The sequence below is a fragment of the Paraburkholderia sp. GW821-FHT02A12 genome, from assembly GCF_059422005.1.
On record NZ_JBWKWA010000002.1, the window covers coordinates 2,713,130 to 2,732,023 of the forward strand.

21 protein-coding genes and 4 pseudogenes are annotated in these 18,894 nt (G+C 61.1%); 13 read left to right on the top strand and 12 right to left on the bottom strand.

All coding sequences use genetic code 11. The features are described from left to right. Positions 1–8: 8 nt before the first annotated feature. The 3 genes from AC07WT_RS33605 (at position 9) to AC07WT_RS33615 (ending at position 1,731) form a co-directional block, all read left to right on the top strand. Positions 9–455: a sensor histidine kinase gene (locus AC07WT_RS33605; protein ID WP_494951106.1), complete on the top strand. Its 447-nt coding sequence runs from the start codon at positions 9–11 to the stop codon at positions 453–455. A 2-nt stretch (positions 456–457) separates the two neighbouring features. Further along, entirely contained in the window at positions 458–1,105 is a 648-nt protein-coding gene (locus AC07WT_RS33610; protein WP_115100473.1) for a response regulator, read from the top strand. 83 nt (positions 1,106–1,188) lie between these two features. After that, positions 1,189–1,731 (top strand): hypothetical protein, encoded by a 543-nt coding sequence (locus tag AC07WT_RS33615; protein WP_492596341.1) that lies wholly within the window; start codon positions 1,189–1,191, stop codon positions 1,729–1,731. A gap of 240 nt (positions 1,732–1,971) precedes the next feature. On the opposite strand, the gene AC07WT_RS33620 is transcribed toward AC07WT_RS33615, so the two are convergent. The 3 genes from AC07WT_RS33620 to AC07WT_RS33630 form a co-directional block, all read right to left on the bottom strand. Beyond that, positions 1,972–2,457: a hypothetical protein gene (locus AC07WT_RS33620; protein WP_494950281.1), complete on the bottom strand. Its 486-nt coding sequence runs from the start codon at positions 2,455–2,457 to the stop codon at positions 1,972–1,974. Positions 2,458–2,479: 22 nt separating this feature from the next. Next, entirely contained in the window at positions 2,480–3,331 is an 852-nt protein-coding gene (locus tag AC07WT_RS33625) for an H-NS family nucleoid-associated regulatory protein (RefSeq protein WP_494950282.1), read from the bottom strand. A gap of 179 nt (positions 3,332–3,510) precedes the next feature. Beyond that, positions 3,511–3,849, bottom strand: coding sequence for a hypothetical protein (locus AC07WT_RS33630; protein WP_492596344.1), 339 nt, complete (start codon positions 3,847–3,849; stop codon positions 3,511–3,513). A 383-nt stretch (positions 3,850–4,232) separates the two neighbouring features. Between AC07WT_RS33630 and AC07WT_RS33635 the strand changes: the two genes are divergently transcribed. After that, positions 4,233–4,541: a hypothetical protein gene (locus AC07WT_RS33635; RefSeq protein ID WP_492596345.1), complete on the top strand. Its 309-nt coding sequence runs from the start codon at positions 4,233–4,235 to the stop codon at positions 4,539–4,541. Between the two features lie 53 nt (positions 4,542–4,594). Then, positions 4,595–4,840 (top strand): hypothetical protein, encoded by a 246-nt coding sequence (locus tag AC07WT_RS33640; RefSeq protein ID WP_494950283.1) that lies wholly within the window; start codon positions 4,595–4,597, stop codon positions 4,838–4,840. A gap of 20 nt (positions 4,841–4,860) precedes the next feature. Here the strand turns inward: AC07WT_RS33640 and AC07WT_RS33645 are convergent. After that, a pseudogene (locus AC07WT_RS33645) lies at positions 4,861–5,154 on the bottom strand (DUF6765 family protein); the annotation flags it as partial. A 439-nt stretch (positions 5,155–5,593) separates the two neighbouring features. Here AC07WT_RS33645 and AC07WT_RS33650 point away from each other — a divergent pair. Then, on the top strand, positions 5,594–5,827 hold the full coding sequence (locus AC07WT_RS33650; RefSeq protein ID WP_494950284.1) for a hypothetical protein: 234 nt from the start codon (positions 5,594–5,596) through the stop codon (positions 5,825–5,827). A gap of 121 nt (positions 5,828–5,948) precedes the next feature. Here the strand turns inward: AC07WT_RS33650 and AC07WT_RS33655 are convergent, their stop codons facing one another. From AC07WT_RS33655 to AC07WT_RS33675, 5 genes are all read right to left on the bottom strand, one after another. Then, positions 5,949–6,299 carry an FKBP-type peptidyl-prolyl cis-trans isomerase gene (locus AC07WT_RS33655; protein WP_494951107.1) on the bottom strand — a complete coding sequence of 117 codons (351 nt, stop codon included), beginning with the start codon at positions 6,297–6,299 and terminating at the stop codon, positions 5,949–5,951. Positions 6,300–6,485: 186 nt separating this feature from the next. After that, entirely contained in the window at positions 6,486–6,695 is a 210-nt protein-coding gene (locus tag AC07WT_RS33660; protein WP_494950285.1) for a hypothetical protein, read from the bottom strand. A 55-nt stretch (positions 6,696–6,750) separates the two neighbouring features. After that, positions 6,751–7,611, bottom strand: a complete 861-nt coding sequence (locus tag AC07WT_RS33665) for a carbon-nitrogen hydrolase family protein (protein WP_494951108.1) — start codon at positions 7,609–7,611, stop codon at positions 6,751–6,753. A gap of 496 nt (positions 7,612–8,107) precedes the next feature. After that, a complete protein-coding gene (locus AC07WT_RS33670; RefSeq protein ID WP_494950286.1) occupies positions 8,108–9,376 on the bottom strand; it encodes an IS256 family transposase in 1,269 nt (422 codons plus the stop codon). A 109-nt stretch (positions 9,377–9,485) separates the two neighbouring features. Further along, the gene (locus AC07WT_RS33675) at positions 9,486–10,292 is read right to left on the bottom strand and encodes a hypothetical protein (protein WP_494950287.1); all 807 of its coding nucleotides are present in this window, start codon (positions 10,290–10,292) and stop codon (positions 9,486–9,488) included. A gap of 620 nt (positions 10,293–10,912) precedes the next feature. Between AC07WT_RS33675 and AC07WT_RS33680 the strand changes: the two genes are divergently transcribed. Further along, complete coding sequence (locus tag AC07WT_RS33680) at positions 10,913–11,212, top strand: hypothetical protein (RefSeq protein WP_494950288.1); 300 nt, start codon at positions 10,913–10,915, stop codon at positions 11,210–11,212. Between the two features lie 214 nt (positions 11,213–11,426). Here the strand turns inward: AC07WT_RS33680 and AC07WT_RS33685 are convergent. Both AC07WT_RS33685 and AC07WT_RS33690 read right to left on the bottom strand, forming a co-directional pair. After that, positions 11,427–11,513, bottom strand: a pseudogene (locus AC07WT_RS33685) (gluconate 5-dehydrogenase); the annotation flags it as partial. A gap of 362 nt (positions 11,514–11,875) precedes the next feature. Next, on the bottom strand, positions 11,876–12,226 hold the full coding sequence (locus AC07WT_RS33690) for a zinc-binding dehydrogenase (protein WP_494951109.1): 351 nt from the start codon (positions 12,224–12,226) through the stop codon (positions 11,876–11,878). 122 nt (positions 12,227–12,348) lie between these two features. On the opposite strand from AC07WT_RS33690, the pseudogene AC07WT_RS33695 reads away from it, so the two are divergent. The 4 genes and pseudogenes from AC07WT_RS33695 to AC07WT_RS33710 form a co-directional block, all read left to right on the top strand. Further along, positions 12,349–12,708 (top strand): annotated as a pseudogene (locus AC07WT_RS33695) (LysR substrate-binding domain-containing protein); the annotation flags it as partial. A 143-nt stretch (positions 12,709–12,851) separates the two neighbouring features. Next, the gene (locus tag AC07WT_RS33700; RefSeq protein ID WP_494950289.1) at positions 12,852–13,799 is read left to right on the top strand and encodes a hypothetical protein; all 948 of its coding nucleotides are present in this window, start codon (positions 12,852–12,854) and stop codon (positions 13,797–13,799) included. A 54-nt stretch (positions 13,800–13,853) separates the two neighbouring features. After that, positions 13,854–14,177, top strand: a pseudogene (locus AC07WT_RS33705) (CorA family divalent cation transporter); the annotation flags it as partial. Between the two features lie 147 nt (positions 14,178–14,324). After that, on the top strand, positions 14,325–14,915 hold the full coding sequence (locus tag AC07WT_RS33710) for a BPSL1445 family SYLF domain-containing lipoprotein (protein WP_494950290.1): 591 nt from the start codon (positions 14,325–14,327) through the stop codon (positions 14,913–14,915). A gap of 85 nt (positions 14,916–15,000) precedes the next feature. On the opposite strand, the gene AC07WT_RS33715 is transcribed toward AC07WT_RS33710, so the two are convergent. Beyond that, a complete protein-coding gene (locus AC07WT_RS33715) occupies positions 15,001–15,540 on the bottom strand; it encodes a YbaK/EbsC family protein (protein ID WP_494951110.1) in 540 nt (179 codons plus the stop codon). Between the two features lie 187 nt (positions 15,541–15,727). Here AC07WT_RS33715 and AC07WT_RS33720 point away from each other — a divergent pair, with 187 nt between their 5' ends. Further along, a complete protein-coding gene (locus AC07WT_RS33720) occupies positions 15,728–17,065 on the top strand; it encodes a YihY/virulence factor BrkB family protein (RefSeq protein WP_494950291.1) in 1,338 nt (445 codons plus the stop codon). Positions 17,066–17,501: 436 nt separating this feature from the next. After that, entirely contained in the window at positions 17,502–18,683 is a 1,182-nt protein-coding gene (locus AC07WT_RS33725; RefSeq protein WP_494950292.1) for a porin, read from the top strand. Positions 18,684–18,894 lie beyond the last annotated feature (211 nt).

The following is an 18,894-nucleotide window of genomic DNA, read 5'->3' on the forward strand; positions in this document are numbered from 1 at the left end:
GTCCGTCGATGCTCGACGACCTCGGCGTGGCGGCCGCGCTGGAACAACTCACGCGAGAGTTCGGCGACGAGTCGGGTATCAAGATCGGCTTCACGCAAGTCATGCATACGAACGCCGCGGCGCTGCCGGACGCCGTCAACACCGTCCTGTTCCGTATCGCGCAGGAAGCGCTGACGAACATCGTGCGGCACGCACGGGCGTCGAACGCGGCGCTCATGCTGGAAGTATCGAGCGACGCCGTCACGCTGTCGATCTCCGACAATGGACGCGGTTTCGACGTGGCGCACGCGTTCGTCAGCCTGCGCGCCGGCGTCGGACTGCGCAATATGCGCGAGCGTCTGGAGGCGCTGGGCGGCAAACTATCCCTCAGCTCGCAAACCGGCCACACGATCGTCACCGCGCGTGTGCCGTTGGGAACACACGAGCCGCATTCGCCGGCCTTGCAGGAACACTGACCATGAACGACACCTCACCCGCCGTCGCACGCCTGATCCTGATCGACGATCATCCGCTCGTGCGCGACGGTTTGCGGGCCCGGCTCGAAGCGGTGCGCAACCTCGAAATCGTCGGCGAAGCGGGCAACGCACAGGAAGCGCTCGCGCTCGCCGCCAGCCACGAACCTCATCTCGTGCTGATGGATGTCGGAATGAACGGCATGAACGGCATCGCGCTAGCGGGCATGTTTCATGAGCGCTTCCCGGCGATTCGCGTGCTGATGCTGTCGATGCACGACAACCTCGAATACGTGACCCAGGCAGTGCGGGCGGGCGCCAGTGGCTATGTGCTGAAGGACTCGCCCGCCACTGAAATCATCCAGGCGATCGGCGCGGTGCTGGAGGGCAAGACGTTTTTTAGCGCCGGGCTCGGCGCGCGACTGATTCAGGCGTCCGCGACGCAATCGCCGATTGAACGGCTTACCCCGCGCGAACGCGATATCCTCGACGCACTCGCGGAAGGTCTGTCGAGCAAACAGATCGCTCAACGCAATGACCTGTCCGTGCGCACCGTCGAGACACACAGGCTGAATCTGAAACGCAAGCTCGATATCGAAGGCCAGGCCGAGTTGATCAAGTTCGCCGTCGAGAATCGCCGCAAGCGCGGATGAGTTGGCGCTGAGTTGGCAATTAAGGGCGGCCGCACCGCCATCAATTCGTGAAGCCCAGCGCGCTCAGAACCGGAGACAAAGGAATGAAACAGCCGATCCGCCGCACGCTGACAAGTCTGCTGATCTGCGTGCTCACGTGTCACGCTCACGCCGAAGATCAGCGCGTCAATCGCGGCCACGATCCGTTTTTCCAGATCTCCAAAGCGATCAGCGGATGCCTGGTGCCTTTAGGCCCGCTCGAAACCGAAAAGGAATGGCTGGACGACAGCCATTACCGGATCGAACGCGGCAATAGCTGCTGGGTGGAAGGCCGCTGCCGTTTGTCGAACGCGTATCTCTACGACGCCGAAATCGCCGAGGCGGTTCAGCGGCGTCTTGCCAGCATCAGCTACGCCACTCACTGGCGCGAACAGTCGACAATGTGGCTCACGCTGCAACGCCGCTTCATTTACGTGCAGGGCTGCGTTACACCCGGCTTCGACAAGAAAACGTTTCTGGCGGAACTCGCGAAAACCGCGGACGTCGAGCGCGTCATCGACGACACGACCACGAATCCGCACGCAGCGCAATTACCGTACAAAACGCTGGCGGACCCGGACAAGCCGGTGATCGATCCCGGCAACTAAGCAACTTACGCACATTTCAAAAATAATTCCCCAAAAAAATCCTTGAGCATGCATTCATGCATTGATCTGGAAATTCGTCATTCCATGCAATCCATATTGAGTAGCGCGGTCATTGCGTGCAAACCGCATTGAGTTGTACGGCCATCGCGTCGGTGTTGCGTAGCCGGCAGCGCCCGAAACAGTGCAAAAGCTTTCGGGCGATGCAGGCGCGCGGGAAAGGAACGGTAGTGATCAATGCCGCTAGCGGACCAGCGAAAAGGCTTCCCTGCTGGCAATTTCACCCGCGCCAAATACGCCGACCACCGTGCAGTCCGACGCCACGCATTCGAACGTCGAGTCCAGAAACGTGATCACGAAATGGCGCCGCGTGGGCTCCGCAGAGACTACAGCCGAAATCTCGGCGGCAAGCGACGAATTCGTCACTTCGTGAACCGAATAGGCATTCAAACCTTGTGATGCAAGCGGATGAATGTCGAGATCGGCGTCGCCGGGTGGCCCGAGCCGATGAAAGACCGCGTCCGGAAATAGAACCGCGCAGAACGGGTCGTCGTCGGAATCGAAGGGGCCGAACCGTTCGAAGTCGGATTCCGCAATCGGATACGACACGATCACCCGCCGATCGCTGGCGACTATGAACGGCTCGGCGGCATCGGCTGCCGGATGAGGAACAGCGTCCAGCAGGACGACCTGGTCTTCCTGCTGGTGTGATTCGAGCGTGCTAGTCATCTACTTCGCTACTCCGCTGCGCTCACGCGCCCGCCTGCGCCGTCGAGGTTGCCGGCGCCGCAGTCGTAGCTGTTACGCTAGCGCTGCCCTGACTACGCGCCTTGCGGCCCGGAGCTTTTTTTGCCGCCCTGCTCGCCGTTGCGGTCTTCGCTGCGGTCTTCGCTGCGGTCTTCGCTGCGGTCTTCTTCGCAGCCGGCTTTGCAGCGCCTTTCTTTGCCGCTACGTTCTTCGCCGCCGCACCGGTTTTCTTCGATGCCGTTTTGGAGGCTGCGGCCTTTTTCGCTGCCACGCCTTTTTTGGCTGCCGCCTTCGTGCTGACCATGCCGCTGGCTGCCGCGGTGCTGTCGATCAGAAACTTGCTGCGATCCCTGGCCCCCGAGAGCCAGGCCGGCGCCGGACCACGTCCACTCCAGGTCGCACCGGTTTTCGGGTCGCGGTACTTGGGCGGCTGTTTGCCTTTAGGTTGCCCTTTGCGGCCGGCAGCGGCGCGCGTTACCGAAGCCTTGACAGCAGACTTCAGTTCGCTGGCGCCCTGGACCAGAAATTGAGTTCGGTCTTTCACGCCGGCAATCCAGCCCGGCGCGCGCCCGTGACCGGTCCAGGTCGCGCCAGTTTTGTCGTCGCGATACTTGGGCAGCTTATTGCCATTTGCTTTGGCAGCGGCTTTTGCCTTTCCATTCGCATTGCGGCCATGCACGGCATTCGCGTCGCGTTTCGCCTTGGCCTTTGCTTCGATATCTGCGGTAGTCAGACCATGCTTGAGCATCAGATCGCGAATCTGGTCGACCGCGAGTTTTGCCTTCCTCGCGATTAGGACGTCAGCTTGCGCCTGGAGCTTCTTAAGCTTGGCCTGGATTTGCTCTAACGTGGGCATTTGATTGCTCCTTATGTGGTAATCGACCGAACTATGCCACGATTGGCATGAGAAAGGCAGATCCGGTCAGCTCAAAAGAGATCGGCTTGAGGTCATTACGCATCCAGCGGAGTACGAACCTTTCAAGGCCACTGCTCAATAGCCGCATTCTTTTGCCTTTCCATTCGCTGGTCAGCCGCTTACGTCGGCGTAAAAACGACGACCTGGCGGTCGGCAATGTACCTCACGCTGCGCATGAACCGGTACTGTTGATCATCCGCGGTTATCCGGTTGAGACCCAGTTGCGTCAACGCCAGCATCTCCTCTGCCTGAAAGGCGGCCACTACGCCGTGATCCGTCAAATCTTCCAATGCACCGGACGGGTTGCCGACATAAACGCTGCGCACGTCTGTGCCGATTCGCATCAAAACCACGCTTTCGCCTTCGTCGAGCGCCAGTTCGAGATAGCCGGCAAGCGTTCGCAACGACTCCGGCGTGCAAGTCTGGGTCCGATAAATCGCAGCGTTCGTTGGCGTCATTTTCGATTCCCCGTCGGACCTATCATCAGAAGCAGGCAACTGTACCTTACAGCAATAGTCGCTTCTACTATAGGCAAGCATCCGGAGATTCAAAGCCTGCCCGGCTATTTTTTTAACGTGCGAGTGCAATTGCGCACCAGCCGGCTTTGACAAAAGACGAAACGCGATAACCAGGCCTTGCCGTTGCTATTGCCGCAACCGTTACCGGCAACGCGGGGTTTTGACCTTCGCCCAATCCCCGGTAACTCCGCGTTACCAATCTCGCAGAGCTGTTTCACCTGTGTCCGCATCGCCCTCCTACACTCCGAACCGTACTCAGCAGCAAACCGGCAACAAGCGGCAACAAGCAGATGCAGCGCACCCGGTGCGCAAGGAGAAGGGAAATGAACAGGAAGATCGTTGGCGCGGCACTTGGTCTGGCAGTTCTGGCGGCATCGTCGGTGGCATCGGCGCACGTGAATGTGGCCGTCGGACTCGGCATTCCGGTTGCCGTCTATGCACCGCCCCCACCCGTTTATGTTGCGCCGCCGGTTGCCTACGAGGCGGCTCCGGTAGCGGTCGCCTATGGCGGCGATGACGATTGGAGAGCACGCCAATGGCGCGAGCGTCGCGAATGGCGCGAACGCGAATGGCGCCGCGAGCAATGGCGTGAGCATGAATGGCATGAGCGCGGCCGCTGGGGCGGCTATTGAAATGACGCAGAAATGCGCCACCTTCGAAAAACTCAACAACACGGTACGTTCAGATGAAAGCCAGCTTTATCAAAGCCGCCCTCACGGCGATTGCACTGACCGCGGCCGCCTCGGCCACCATCGGCACGGCGAACGCTGCCGGCTGCGTCAAGGGTGCCGTGGTGGGCGGAGTCGCTGGGCACTATGCCGGGCACCACGCGGTCGTGGGCGCGGTAGGCGGTTGTCTGGTGGGAAGACACATGGCGAAGAAACACGCGGAAGAACAGGCTGCCCAGCGTCGGGCAGCCCACGCGGAATAACCTGGCGGATACCAGACAGATCGGGTTATTGCCGGCTCATTTACGCGATCCGCAGTCCATGAGCCGGCAGGCAGAAAATGAAACGGCGTCCACACCAGCGTGTTCTGATCGTTCTCGGTGTTGGAATAGTCGAAAAGCTTGTGCGCAGTGGCAAAACGCTCAAACGTCTCGCCGCCTGAAAAACGCAGTATTCCGTGGGTTGTCGCGTCGTCGACATACTGGCACGCATGCGCCACCGTGAGCGCCTCGCAGGCTGTCATCCCGCCAACGCGGGCAACGATATAGACGACCCCATAGTGAAAGTCGATGTTCATGCAGGCGCTCCTGACGGGCGACGAATGACGGCGGTTCTCCTCGAGTGCGCAAAGCGGCGCTTTCCACATCCACGCGGGAGTGGAAAGTAAACGACTGAGCACAATCAGACTTGAACCTCAGACTTGAAAAAAGACCGCGCCTGCCGTTCCTTGAGGGCCAGCCGCGCCCCGCGCGCGTGCATTTCGTCACTACCGACATAGTTCGCGCCGCCGGCTTCGCGCAGCAGGAGACGTTCGCCGTTCCCCACGCTACCGAATGAATAGCATCGCGACCATCAGAGGCTGGATTTTCCCGATTGTTGTTTTTACTGTTTGGCGAGTCATATATGCTTTGCATAATTGAACAGCCACTCGCGATGCAAGCAGGTGTTCTCTCTATCGCATGACGCTCTGATTGAGTTCTTCACTGCCACCGCGTTCTGGCGTAAAGGATGACTCAATGAAACTCGACAGCTGGAGAAAAGGCGCAAGTCCAGAACGGCGCAAGCTTATTCGCAGCAAGGTGCACGTGCTACTTGCCACCATCGGCACGTTGTCGGCGGTCGCCGGAATCGGCGTGGCGATCAATGGCGGTGTGGAATTCAACCGAACCAAAGTGTTCGTCGGCGTCGGCATCATCGTGGTGTCCACTATTGTCTATGTATCGATGCTCTTTACAACGCCGGGTGAATGACAGCCTGTCTCCTCGAGCTTCGCCACAGATAAATTGCAGTGGGCAATCCCATACCCTTAAAAGGAAAAGCCCCGCTTCGGTGTCCGAAGAAGGGCCTGGTCCTAACGAAGCTGGCGCTCGATCACTTGACGATATCGACCAGTTCGACCTCAAACGTCAGGTCGCTGTTCGGGGGAATCGGGCCGACGCCGCGATCACCGTAGGCGGTAGCCGCCGGGCAGGTCAATTTGGCTTTGCCGCCGACCTTCATTTTCTGCACGCCTTGCGTCCAGCAAGGAATCACTCGTCCGAGCGGAAAGGTTGCCGGGCCGCCGTGCTTCGCGGAGCTGTCGAACTCCGTGCCGTTGGCGAGCGTGCCGCGGTAGTTGACCTTCACGACATCGTCCGCCGTGGGCTGGGCGCCCGTGCCCTGCGTAATGTGCTCGACGACTACGCCGGAAGGGAGCTTTTCGGTAGCGGGTGAAGCGGCCATGGCCGTTGAAGAAAGAACAGCCGCGGCGACCAGAACGACAATAGATTTCAAGGCGAGTCTCCAGGTGGGTAGTGTGCGTCATTGTAGCGGATAGCATGCTGCAAACCGGCTTGGGTGGTTCTCGACCGGCGCGATGAGTCTCGTACCGTTCGCGATGTTCCAGGCAATCCGATCGCGCGCACAAACTCATTCAGCGTCCTCGCTCAATAGAGGGCCGCGTTTCGCGATCTCCCGTCGCGTCAATTGCACGGCTTGCTGCTCCATCCGCTTGAGCAAGCCGTCGAGCAAGTGCGCTTCTTCATCGCCTGGATACGACGCAAACTCAGCGTTGTAGCGTTGCCCGCTCACGCGCGCCTGTTCATGAGCGATGCGGCCGGCGCCGGTGAGTGTGAGCACCGTTACGCGCTTGTTGGCCAGCGAGCGTTCCGCCTGCGCTTTGAATCCGGTGCCTTTAGTCCAGACGATGCACGGCGTAGGCGCGCGGCGTCTCGTCGCCGCGCGCGTTGAAATCCGCGAGCACCGTTTCACGCTCGCGCATATCGGCCAGAACCGCCGGATCGAGTAGCGCCGCAATCACCTCTTCGTGCTCACGACTTGCCTCTGCCACCACCTCGCCATATGGACTCCAGATAGCGCTTGCGCCGCACGTCTGCCAGCCGCCCGTCGTGCCGACGTGATTCGACATCAGCACATACATGGTGTTGTCGAAAGCGCGCGCGGGAAACCAGAGGCGCGACTGGTGATAGCCGGTCTTCACGCTGAAGAGCGCGCTCACCAGATAGGCGTGGGCGCCGTTTGTTGCTGCAACGCGCGCGTGTTCCGGAAAACCCGAGTCATAGCAGACGCCGAGTGCGAGCCGCCAGCCGTCGATCTCCAGCATCGCGCCTTGCGCGCCCGGCCGATAAATCCGTGTCTCGCCGCTATAAAGATATTGCTTGTGATACGGCTCGATGAACTCACCGCAACGGCTGAACACCAGCGAAGAAATGTAAAGGCCGCCAACGCCACGCGTCGCCGCGCCGACGACCACGGCGATCTCGCGCTGCCGGCAGACTTCACGGATCGGATCGAGCCGTGCGTCGTGTGCATCAAATGCATATTTCGCGGGGTCGCCGGCAATCAGGTCGGGCTCATAGCCGCTCAGGAATTTCTCCGGAAGAACCACCAGTTTCGCGCCCTTATCGGCGGCGAGGCCGGCCAATTCGACGGTTCTGGCGATGTTTGCCGATACGTCGCCGGATACTGGCTGCGCTTGCGCCGCCGCAATGCGCAATGACGCTTGAGGGAACGATGCCTGTTTGTGATTCAACACGAACTCCGTTATGAATGGACCGTTGCGGTATGCGAGCGAGCGTTTGTCGAACATCAGCGCGCGCGAAGCCATGACATTTTAAACACGGCCGGCGCTCCATGTGCCAGTGCGAAGATGCGAACGCGTTTTAGCGGTGGCGCGCGTGAGAATGACAATGCTGCCGGGGAGAAAGTTTTTTTGGTGGAGCAGAAGCGGGGAATCCAGGTGGAGCGGCGAGGGTTGCCTGAGCGCTTTGCCGGGTGATGGTTGGGATGTGAGAGGTCTTGAGTAATCCCCTCGACGAGATTGCCTTTGGTTCGAAGGCATATCTGTCGATGGGATCTTTTGCGGCTTCTTTTTTGTGCTTTTGTGTTGGATACGTGAGCGTGACAAAGAACGGCCGTCTTGGTGTCCGCTCACGTCTCCAAGGCGAAGGCGTCTGCGCGAGGGGCCGTTTCGCCGACCGCCGCGCACTGGAGGTGTCAGGAATTTTGTGTGCTGAGGTCGGTTAAAAATCTCAGCTGATGGCGGCGGTGAACCGCTCGCCGAACAGAATGGCGAACTGATTGACTGCTTGCCGCCAGGTAACAGGTGGCATCTTCCAATCCTTTTCGATGTTGCGCAAGGCCAGGTACAGCAGTTTGCTGGCGGCTTCGTCGCTGGGGAAGTGACCGCGGTTCTTGACGATCTTTCGCAGCTGCATATGCATGCTCTCGATCGCATTGGTCGTGTATATGATCTTGCGTACTTCCGGCGGATAGGCGAAGAACGGGATGACTTGCTCCCATTGGCGCTGCCACATCGCGGCCACGGTGGGGAATTTGCGCCCCCACTCGCCTTGAGAGAAGGCTTGCAGGGCGACTGCCGCCGCTTCGGCCGTGGCAGCCTGATAGATCGGCTTGAGCGCGGTTGCCAGCGGCTTACGGTCCTTCCAGCTCGCCAGATTCAGCGAATTGCGGATCAGGTGCACGATGCACGTCTGGATCTGCGCGGCTGGATACACCGCTTCGATCGCCTCGGGGAAACCGCGCAAGCCATCGACGACGGCGATCAGGATGTCGTGCAAGCCACGGTTCTTCAGTTCGTTGAAGACCTTCAGCCAGAACTTGGCTCCCTCGGTTTGCTCGATCCACAAACCCAGCACTTCCTTGCGGCCGTCGGCGCGAATGCCCAGCGCGAGATACACCGCCTTGTTCCTGACCGTGCCTTCGTCGCGGATCTTCAGCCGAAGTGCGTCGAAATACACGATCGGATACATTGCCTCAAGCGGGCGTTGCTGCCACTGTTCGACCTCGGCCAGCACCTCATCGGTGACAGTCGAAATCAGATCGGGCGACACCTGCAGGCCATACAGTTCCAGCAAATGGCCCTGGATCTCGCGCACGCTCATGCCGCGCGCGTACATGCTGATGACGTGATCGTCGAAACCCGGCAGCCGGCGCTGATATTTGCCCACCAGTTGCGGCTCGAATGTCGCCTGCCGGTCACGCGGAATGTCCAGATTCAGTTCGCCGTTGGGCGTGATGACCGTCTTGCGGCTCGTGCCGTTGCGGTGGTTGCCGGCCTTGCCTTGCTCCGCCTCGTTCTCCAGGTGATGCGTTAGCTCCGCCGCCAGCATGCGCTCAGCCAGTTGCTTCTTCAGTTGCCCGGCCAGGCCCGATTCGCCGAGAACCGACTCCGCATCCTTGTTCTGAATCTGCGCCAGCAGTTGATCGATCAGTTCATCGGGGAACAGCTTCGGCGCCTTCGGGTTCTTGATCTTCTTAGTCACAGCTGCTTCGGTCATAGGACGTTGTTTCCGTTATCGTCTCATGACCTCGGCACACTAATATACTGACAGGCTCTTTTGTGTTGGATACGTGAGCGTGACAAAAAACGGCCGTCTTGGTGTCCGCTCACGTCTCCAAGGCGAAGGCGTCTGCGCGAGGGGCCGTTTCGCCGACCGCCGCGCACTGAATGAAATTCGCCGCGTCAGTGGCCGTGACCACCGCCGTTACCTTGGCCTCCGTTGCCCTCGCCGCCGTTGCCGTGACCTCCGCTGCGCTGACCTCCGTTGCCGTGACCTCCGCTGCCCTGACCTCCGCTGCCCTGACCTCCGCTGCCTTGGCCGCCGTTGCCGTGACCGCCGTTACCCTGGCCGCCGTTGCCCTGACCGCCGTTGCCCTGACCTCCGCTGCCTTGGCCGCCGTTGCCGTGACCGCCGTTACCCTGGCCTCCACTGCCGTGACCGCCATTGCCCTGCCCGCCGCCATGACCTGAACTTCCCTGACCACCGCCGCCGTTACCTCCTGTGCCACCACCGCCTCCGGTACCCGTTCCACCAGTGCCTGTTCCACCCGTACCTGTTCCGCCTGTGCCACCAGTGCCCGTCCCACCCGTACCTGTTCCGCCTGCGCCACCAGCGCCCGTGCCACCCGTACCTGTTCCGCCTGCGCCACCGGCGCCCGTGCCACCCGTACCTGTTCCGCCTGTGCCACCAGCGCCCGTCCCACCCGTACCTGTTCCGCCTGTGCCACCAGCGCCCGTCCCACCCGTACCTGTTCCGCCTGTGCCACCAGCGCCCGTCCCACCCGTACCTGTTCCGCCTGTGCCACCAGCGCCCGTGCCACCCGTACCTGTTCCGCCTGCGCCACCAGCACCCGTGCCACCGGCGCCCGCCCCCCCGGTACCAGCGCCACCGCCGCCAGTAGCAGTACCACCACCAGCCGACCCCGCCCCCCCATTGCCGCTGCGGCCACTACCGGAACTCCCCGCCGCAGACCCTCCCGCCCCCGACGCAGTCCCATTCCTGGCACCGCTATCGCCCGCGCTACCTGACGAAATCCCGTTCCCGTTTCCCTTTCCGCTCCCACTGCCGTTCTGCGAACCGGTCGCCGATGTCGAGCCAATAGCCGCAGTCATCCCAGTCCCGCCAGCCACCACCAAACCGTCGTATTCGCGCTTGCAACCAATCGTGTCGACTATTGGACAATCGGTCGGCAAAGCTTGCGCCAGCGTCGGCCTCGCCGAGTCGGTCGGCGACGCGACAGGTGCCGCCGGATTAATTTGAGCACCAGCCATCGCAGCATACAGACTCACGGCAACTGCCAGGACCGCCTTGCATGTCCCCAATGCCCTTGTTTCCCCTTTGTACTTTTTCATTTCTCTCTCCTAACCATCTTACAAAGTCAGATTCATATAGCCAGCGAATCTCTGTTCACTGTCGAAAGTGAAACGTCAAAACCTGTTCACCAGTGCTTCGCGCCACTCGAAAATTGCGTCGCGCCCGGCATCTTTCTCGCGGAAAAGCCCGGTCCGATTTGATATGCCCTGAGAGAAACCGTTGGCTGTGCGCGAACAAAGTCGTGGAAAGATCACAGCAGGACTTGATGGAAGTTCACGTTATGCAGAGATCAACTCACCGACCGTGCGCTACCCCACGCAAAGCGATATCGCCAGCTTTTTTCAATCAAATTCGCAGTCGATTCGTCAAATAGCGCCATTTCCCGATCTTGAAGACCGCTACATTTTTTCTTCGATCAGGCAGTCCGAATGGTTATTTTTATTTAACATTCAGCCCGCCTCGGCATATGAATCAGGCGGTTGTACTTCGGGACCGAGCCTTGGCGCAGAAGCCGCATGAAGGTGCGACCGAGGTCTGCTTTCGAGGCGGGAAATAGGCGGCGAAACGACGATGAAGCGTTCGAACGCTTCATATAAGCGTTTATCCGAACATAGGAGAGAGATTAGAAGGGCGGGAGTGAGGGCAATCACACAGACAGCGCAAACCGAGCGGGTTTACACTGCCATCCAATTGCCCTTTGTCTGTCAGTATTACGCTGAATACGGCGCTCGAATCAAAGCGCCGCAATTACGCCGCCACCGACATACAAAATATGTCCATTGACGAAATTCAATGCATCGCTGAATAGAAAGACTGCGGCGCGTGGGAACCAATCGGCACGCGGTAACCGGTCAGAACCGGACCGTCGGCGCCGGGTGCGCCGAGAAAATCAGCAGCGCCGCCAGCGACAGCAAACCGAACATCACCGCGGGACTGTTGAAGTGCGTCGTCAGCGGCAACAACGCGATCGACGCGCCACCGGCACGGGCGCCCTATAAGAGCAAGATGTGGGCGAACGTGACGCGCGCGTCGACATGGCGTAACAGCAGATTGCCTGGCACTTCGAATAACACGTGCGAAGGCCTGTTGCGACAACTGGCGGTTGACGCGGCGAGGGCCGATTGAGCGCCAGCGGGACTGCGCGCCGCTCAGCTCAGCTCAGTTCAAACAGTCCCGCCCCGCTCAAGCCACCTCGACCACGATCTTGCCTCGCGCGCTGCCGTCGGTCAGCGCGTCATAAGCCTGCTGTGCCGAACCTGGATCGAAGCGGCGCGCGTCGAGACGCGGCGCGAGCTTGCCTTCTTCCGCGAGCCGCGTCGCCGTGCGCAGCATTTCGCCGTGATGCGCGCTGCCTTCGCCGACAAGCAGCGCGTGCAGCGTGAACACACCCGAATACGTGGCTTCCCTAAACGAGAGTGGCGCCAGCGCATGCGTGCCCCAGCCGAGCGCGCTCACCACATGGCCGAAGTGCTTCACGGCGGCAAACGAGGCATCCAGCGTCGCCCCGCGCCGGCTCGGGCCGCGGCAGTTCAGTGAGTTCGAGCGGACCGTTGTATTGCTTCAGAACCAGCGCTTGCACGGACATGATGGTTTCCCGGAGGTTGGCGACGATTGTGTCGATACGCGCATAATCGTCCATGCGAAAAGGCAGCCGCGCCGACCTGGCAGCGGCGTACACGGGCGAAGACGGTGGCGCCGGTCAGATGCTCATCAGATTGGACAGCGCCTTCGGCGCGCTGCCCGACGTCGTGTGGATCAAGCGGATGCTGCCGCAAGCGCGCGTTGCGTTCGGCAGCAACAATCGCGGCGCGCAGGCACGCATGTGCGCGGAAGGCGCGGGCCTTGCGGTGCTGCCGTGCCCGCTCGGCGACAGCACGCCCGGCCTCGTGCGCATCGAACTGAACGAAGCGCCGCCGGGCCGCTACGTCTGGTTCGGCTATCACCGCGACTTGCGGCGCCTGGCACGGCTGCGGGCTCTGCTCGATATGACGATCGAGGCCGTGGGTCATATTTAGCGCGTCGGTGAAGCGCATCGATTGAGCACGTCGCAAAGTCGTGACAGCCGCTCTCGAAGCAGTGACATCAGGGGCCGCGTGATTTATCAGGGGAAAAATTGGCGCGTCACGATGCGGCTGGAAATTTTCAAACGGGGACTACCGTGTTTTATTTTTTTGCGATTCCTGTGGTCGTCATCTTTCTGGTCAAAGCCCACTTTGGACTATTGATCGGACTACTCAGCGGCGTGGCGACACTGGTCACCGAATACGTGCTCGTCTCCTGGCTCGGAGGAAGAGCGATGCGCAAGCAAGCCGCTCTGGCGGCGGCATCCGGCGGGGCTGCGCACGCGCAGCCGTCGGCCGACACGCTCGCGCTGGCGGCATCGCTCGCTGCGCCGGCCGCGCCGGCCACGGTCGACACCAGCGTGCAGGTCTGGCGGCCGACCGATCGCTACCTGCCGGTCGACGAATTGCCTTACCCGATCGGCCGCCGTTCCTTCGACGAGCGCGACAACGAACAATTGCTGCCCAGCTATATCGGCGAGACCGCCTGCTTCGATCGCATCTGGTTCGCTTTGAGCGATCACGTCAAGCGCGAACCGAACGCCGAAGCGCTTTTACACAAGCAGTTGTACGAGGGCTTCAGGGAAGCGATCGGCTCGTATCTGGACATCGAAACAGGCGAGGACGGCACGCCGGCCGCGATGGTCAGTTTCGATGAGCTGGCGACGTTTCCCACCTTCGCGCACTTCAGGAACGGCTCGCGCGCGCTGCTTACCGCTGCGTTCCGCTCGCGTGACGCGGTGTGGGGCGGACTGCGCCACGACGGCGAGAGCTTTCGCTTCCCGCTCGGTCATCTGGTCGGCATCCGTCTCATGGTGTGGGTGCCCACGCGCGGCGGTGGCGGGTATACGGTCGATCTCGTCTTCAACGTGCCGCGCAAGCAATCGGCGCTGAAAGGCCCCTCGCCCTACAACTCGTTTTACACCGGCTTCAGCCTCGACTTGCCCTACTCCGAGCTGAATTCGTTTTCGGTATTTGCCGCCCTCACCGACATCGCACTGCTGTTCGACGTACGCGCGCGATGCGACACGGCATCGGATGTTTGAGCCGCAGCTTGAGCCGCGCTCAGACAGAAAAATAGCGGCCCCAGCCCCCGAGTGCAGGACGTGCAAAGTCTGCGCGATTCGACTGAAGAATTTTCGCTGGTGCTCGGCGACCTGTCCGGTCTCGCCGAGCGGATCAAGCTTCTGCAGGAAGAAATCGCCGCGCGCCTGACCGAACCAGCCAATTGCACGCTCTTCACGCTGACGCTCGTTACGGTCCTCGCTCTGTCGATCAACATCATCGCCGGCCTGTTCGGCATGAACGTCGGCAGCATTCCGCTGGCGGAAAACCGGCACGGTTTCCGGGTCATGGTGATGATGGTGGTGAGCTTCACGGCGCTCGCCGGATGGTGGGGTTTTCGCCGGCGCGCCGGGCGCTGAGCGCGCGCCACGAGGCAACGTCTGTATCAGGCACGGGAACTGCTGCACCCATATTGCGTCACACCCCTGTCCCCGGCCGATCCCGGCGGGGGCAAGGAGGACGGCGACAGCCGAACCTCCCATAACGAACGCATAGGGAGAGCCATCATGCGCAGACGACAATTCATCACCACCACCGGCGCCGTCCTGGCAACGGCGGGTCTTGGCCTCGCCGGCTGCACCACCACGTCTCCGTCTTCGAGCGCGTCTGCTTCGGCCAACGCGGGCAAGCGCGACACGATCAACGCCGGCGTCGATTCAACCCTCGAGCGGCTTTATGAAAACGTTGCCGGCTCGCGCGAACTCGTTGCGAAAGCGCGCGGCGTGCTCGTGTTCCCGTCCGTCATCTCGGCCGGCTTCTGGGTCGGAGGACAATATGGCGAAGGCGCGTTGCGCGTCGGCGGACGCACGGCGGGTTACTACAGCACGGTCGCGGGTTCGTTCGGCTTGCAGATCGGCGCGCAATCCAAGGCGCTCATATTCCTTTTTATGACGCAGGATGCGCTCGACAAATTCCTCGGCAGCCAGGGGTGGGCGGCGGGTGCCGACGCGACGGTCGCCGTGCTGAAGGTTGGCGCCAATGGCGCGATTGATACTTCGACGGCTACCAGCCCGGTCGAGGCTTTTGTGTTGACTAATGGCGGGTTGATGGCTGGGGTGTCGCTGGAAGGCACCAAGATTTCACGATTGATTATTTGAGCCAACGGGCTCCTTGCGTAGCGCTTTTTGGTTGTACGCCGCAGGCAAGCAGACAAAAAGCGCCGCGCAGGCAAGAAACAGCGTTTCAGCCGGCTGGCAAGGTCAGCGAGGCCACCTCGCATCGAGGCCACTGCCGCAAAACATCCGGCGCCAACAGCAGCTTGGCTGCCCTGACCCCGGCGCCCATCACAATCTGAGCGCGCTCCATCACGGCAGCATCGACGAGAATGCGCCAATTGTCCGGCAAGCCGAAGGCCGTAATCCCGCCGAACTCCATTCCGCTATGCTCCACAGCGGCCTCCCGCCTGGCAAACGAAAGCCGCTGCGCGCAAAGCGCCGCCTTCACCGCGCCGTTGATATCCAGACGCAACGCCCCCAACGAGACCAGCGCCGCATAGTGCTCGGCGCCCTCCTTCCTGTAGCGAATCACAATGGTATTCGCGCAGTCTTCGAGACCAAAGCCATAACGCGCGCTGAATTCGGCGGTATCGGAGGCGTCGTCGCTGACGGCGAACACCGTGACGCCCCGGACCGGCAACTGTTCGACGACATGCGCAGGCAAATGCGCGCCCAGTTGTTCTACTGGAATAACGTCCAGCTGCTGTACGAGTTCGTGCGAGTGCATAGGGACAGGAATGTGAGGATCCACCGGCATTCTAACGGCACACCTGACTCGCGCGCGTCAAAGAGACTCGCGGTCCGCCTTGTTATAGTGGCAGGCACACAGTTTGCGAAAAGCCTCGATGCGGGAAACTGCGTCGAGACCACGTCAACACCGCATCCGGTGCCAGGATTCTATTGAGAACACGACCATGGATATGGACACGCTTTCCGCCGACAACCTCCAGATGATGGCCCGCAAGCAGGCCAACTGGGCAATCGGCGCATTCAAACAGTTTGCCGACGACCGCTGCGCAGCCATGGCCGCCAGCATCGCGTTCTATGCGGCGTTCTCGCTGGCGCCGACGCTGGTCATGGTGATTGCCGTGGCCGGCTGGTTTTTCGGCGCAGAAGCGGCGCGCGGCGAACTGTTCGACCACATTCATGGCCTGCTCGGCGACCAGGCCGCCGCGGGCGTGCAAACCATCGTCGAGAACGCGCATCACAGCGGCAACGCGGGCGGCATCGCAGCGATCATTTCGTTCACGATGCTCGCGATCGGCGCATCAGCCACCTTCTCGTCGCTCAACAGCGCACTCAATATAGTGTGGCCCAACACCGGGCCGCGCTCGTCGAGCGTGATGGCGATGGTGCGGGTCCGGCTGATTTCGTTCGGCCTCGTACTGGGTGTCGCGTTTCTGCTGATCGTCTCGCTCGTGCTCGATACGGCCATCACCTTCGTCGGCAAGTGGCTCTGGGGCGACTCTCCCTACGTGGTGATCGGCAACCTGCTGCAACTCGGGGTCGGCTTGCTGGTGCTGGCGTTCGCGTTTGCCGGTTTGCTGAAGTTCTTGCCCGATGCCCGGGTGCAGTGGCGCGATGCGTTTGTCGGCGGGATTGTCGCGGCCGTGCTGTTCTCGGCGGGCAAGAAGCTGTTTGCCCTGTATATCGCTCATGCTGGAATGGAGAGCTCGTTCGGCGCGGCCGGCTCGCTCGCGGTGCTGCTGATGTGGCTGTACTTCTCAGCCGCCGTGCTGCTGCTCGGCGCGGAATTCTCGGCGGCGCGCGGCCGCTTGCACGACCCGCGCGGCAAATGGGGCATGCAGGACAACGCGCCCGCAGGCAGCCGCGCAAAGCTCGCTTCGGTGCTGGCTGCGTCGACGGTGTTGGCGGATGCGGCGCCACGCGCAGACGAGAGCGCGGCCAGCGGCGCTAACGCCACCAGCGCCACCAGCGCCGCTCCCGCGGCCGGCGCGGCGGCGGCGCTTTCCGCCTCCGCTCGAGGTACGGCTTTCTCGCGGGGCCAGGCGCGGCGCAAAGCATCCGCGCGCACTACCGCGGTCAAGATCGGCCGCAGCGTCGTGCATGCAGAAGCGCGAGCCACACGCGCCGCGGCCGTCACGCTGGTGGAAGCGAGCCGCAAAGCCGTCGCGGCAGACCGTTATGTCCGGCGGCATCCATGGGGCTCGGTACTGCTGGCGGCGGTCGCCGGGCTCGCCGTCGCCACGGTGGCGCGCCGTGGCGCTAATGACGACGCAAGCGGTGCGTGAAACGAAGGCCCCACGCCAGTGCCGCAAGTCGGCGCATGTGACCGGAAGCGGCTCGAAGATCGCACGGTCATGCGCCGCGCATTCCACAACCTGAAAGTTATGTCCAGCGCGCTCGTCAACTGAGACGCGTTCCAACTTTTATGCGGCCACTACGGATCCGGCGTGAAAAACAGACGACTAAATTACAAAACCCCTTCAAATAAGTGTCTAAATTGCAGGCACCGAACCCTTCACTGTCAACAAAACAACAATAATGCTCAGTCAACGAATAAATATTGCCGAAACAGCAACAATCCTTGACGTGCTTTAAATACAAGGCGTTGCGCGTTGTGTCACATTTTGGAGACACTCTTTTTTTTCCTGTTCTTGCCGATAGAGACGGTGAGCTATTCTCCTTTCCGCAACAAAGAAACTAATCATCTGCGTGGAGAAATGGATGAAACGAATCGCACTGTCGACCCTCTCGCTGGCGCTCCTGGGCGTCACCAGCCTGGCACATGCTCAAAGCAGCGTTACCCTGTACGGTTTGATCGATGAATCGATCCAGTACGCACACAACACGGCCGTTAACGGCGTGAACAAGAATCAGGTCGGCCTCGTCGCAGGTAACCTGCAAGGCGATCGTTTCGGCTTGAAGGGCACGGAAGACCTGGGCGGTGGACTGAAGGCAATCTTCCAGTTGGAAAATGGTTTTGACGTGAACAACGGCACGCTGAACCAAGGCGGCAGGATGTTCGGTCGTCAAGCGTACGTCGGCCTGACGGGCGACCAATGGGGTACGGTCACGGCTGGCCGTCAGTACGATCCGCTGGTCGACCTGGTTCAACCGCTGACGGCTGACAACTACTTCGGCTCCACCTTCACCACGCCTGGCGACGTCGACAACAACGACAACTCCTCGCGCACGAACAGCGCCGTCAAGTACACTTCGCCGGTGTGGGGCGGCTTCCAGTTCGAAGGCATGTACGCATTCGGCGGCGTGGCTGGCTCGACGGGTTCGGGTCAAACGTGGTCGGGCGCTGCAACGTACGCAACGGGTCCGTTCAGCGTCGCTGCAGGTTACTTCCGCGCAGATAATCCGAACGGTACAAAGCCGGTCCGCGCTGGCTGGGGCGGCACGTCGGACGGCACATTCGACAACCAGGTCAACGGCGGCAACGTAGCAAACGCGGCTTACCAAGCGGCCAAGTCGATCGGCATCGCTTCGGTTGCTGTGCAATACGTAACAGGCCCGTTCACGGCTAACCTGCGTTACAGCAATGCGCAATACAAGCCGGACGCACAATCGGGCTTCGGTTCGACTGAGAAGTACAACGTCGGCGGCGCGTACCTGGGCTACCAGGCAACCCCGGCTATGCTGGTGGGTGTGGGCTACATCTACACGAAGGCTAGCGGCGACTCGAGCGCAACGTATCACCAGGTTTCGCTGGGCGGCGACTACAACCTGTCGAAGCGCACGGACATCTACCTGGTTGGCGCGTACCAACACGCAAGCGGCCAACAGCGCGCTTCGAACGGCACGCTGGTCAACGCAGGCGCAGCAATCGGTTCGTACAGCTACAACTCGGCCACCAGCTCGCAAGAAGTCGTCAGCCTGGGCATCCGCCACAAGTTCTAATCGAGCTTGACGGACTGCTGAAGCAACACGCAGCTGAAAACCAGCCACGGGTGATAAACCTGTGGCTGGTTTTTTTTTCGTCCGTGGTTTGTGATTTGAGATTTGGCGCAGCGGAGCCGATCGGCACATGCAAGACGTGGCGGACGCACGCTCACGCGCGCATGCGTCGCGCGTCCAGGACGATCTCAACAGAGAATAAAAAAGGCCGCCA

What these genes read in the sequence shown, in the direction of transcription:
- AC07WT_RS33710 (WP_494950290.1), top strand. Translation starts at nt 14,325, where the DNA reads ATGCGCAGACGACAATTCATCACCACCACCGGCGCCGTCCTGGCAACG.
- AC07WT_RS33650 (WP_494950284.1), top strand. Translation starts at nt 5,594, where the DNA reads ATGAAACTCGACAGCTGGAGAAAAGGCGCAAGTCCAGAACGGCGCAAG.
- AC07WT_RS33620 (WP_494950281.1), bottom strand. Translation starts at nt 2,457, where the DNA reads ATGACTAGCACGCTCGAATCACACCAGCAGGAAGACCAGGTCGTCCTG.
- AC07WT_RS33640 (WP_494950283.1), top strand. Translation starts at nt 4,595, where the DNA reads ATGAAAGCCAGCTTTATCAAAGCCGCCCTCACGGCGATTGCACTGACC.
- AC07WT_RS33610 (WP_115100473.1), top strand. Translation starts at nt 458, where the DNA reads ATGAACGACACCTCACCCGCCGTCGCACGCCTGATCCTGATCGACGAT.
- AC07WT_RS33655 (WP_494951107.1), bottom strand. Translation starts at nt 6,299, where the DNA reads ATGGCCGCTTCACCCGCTACCGAAAAGCTCCCTTCCGGCGTAGTCGTC.
- AC07WT_RS33720 (WP_494950291.1), top strand. Translation starts at nt 15,728, where the DNA reads ATGGATATGGACACGCTTTCCGCCGACAACCTCCAGATGATGGCCCGC.
- AC07WT_RS33715 (WP_494951110.1), bottom strand. Translation starts at nt 15,540, where the DNA reads ATGCACTCGCACGAACTCGTACAGCAGCTGGACGTTATTCCAGTAGAA.
- AC07WT_RS33615 (WP_492596341.1), top strand. Translation starts at nt 1,189, where the DNA reads ATGAAACAGCCGATCCGCCGCACGCTGACAAGTCTGCTGATCTGCGTG.
- AC07WT_RS33670 (WP_494950286.1), bottom strand. Translation starts at nt 9,376, where the DNA reads ATGACCGAAGCAGCTGTGACTAAGAAGATCAAGAACCCGAAGGCGCCG.
- AC07WT_RS33635 (WP_492596345.1), top strand. Translation starts at nt 4,233, where the DNA reads ATGAACAGGAAGATCGTTGGCGCGGCACTTGGTCTGGCAGTTCTGGCG.
- AC07WT_RS33630 (WP_492596344.1), bottom strand. Translation starts at nt 3,849, where the DNA reads ATGACGCCAACGAACGCTGCGATTTATCGGACCCAGACTTGCACGCCG.
- AC07WT_RS33605 (WP_494951106.1), top strand. Translation starts at nt 9, where the DNA reads ATGCTCGACGACCTCGGCGTGGCGGCCGCGCTGGAACAACTCACGCGA.
- AC07WT_RS33625 (WP_494950282.1), bottom strand. Translation starts at nt 3,331, where the DNA reads ATGCCCACGTTAGAGCAAATCCAGGCCAAGCTTAAGAAGCTCCAGGCG.
- AC07WT_RS33725 (WP_494950292.1), top strand. Translation starts at nt 17,502, where the DNA reads ATGAAACGAATCGCACTGTCGACCCTCTCGCTGGCGCTCCTGGGCGTC.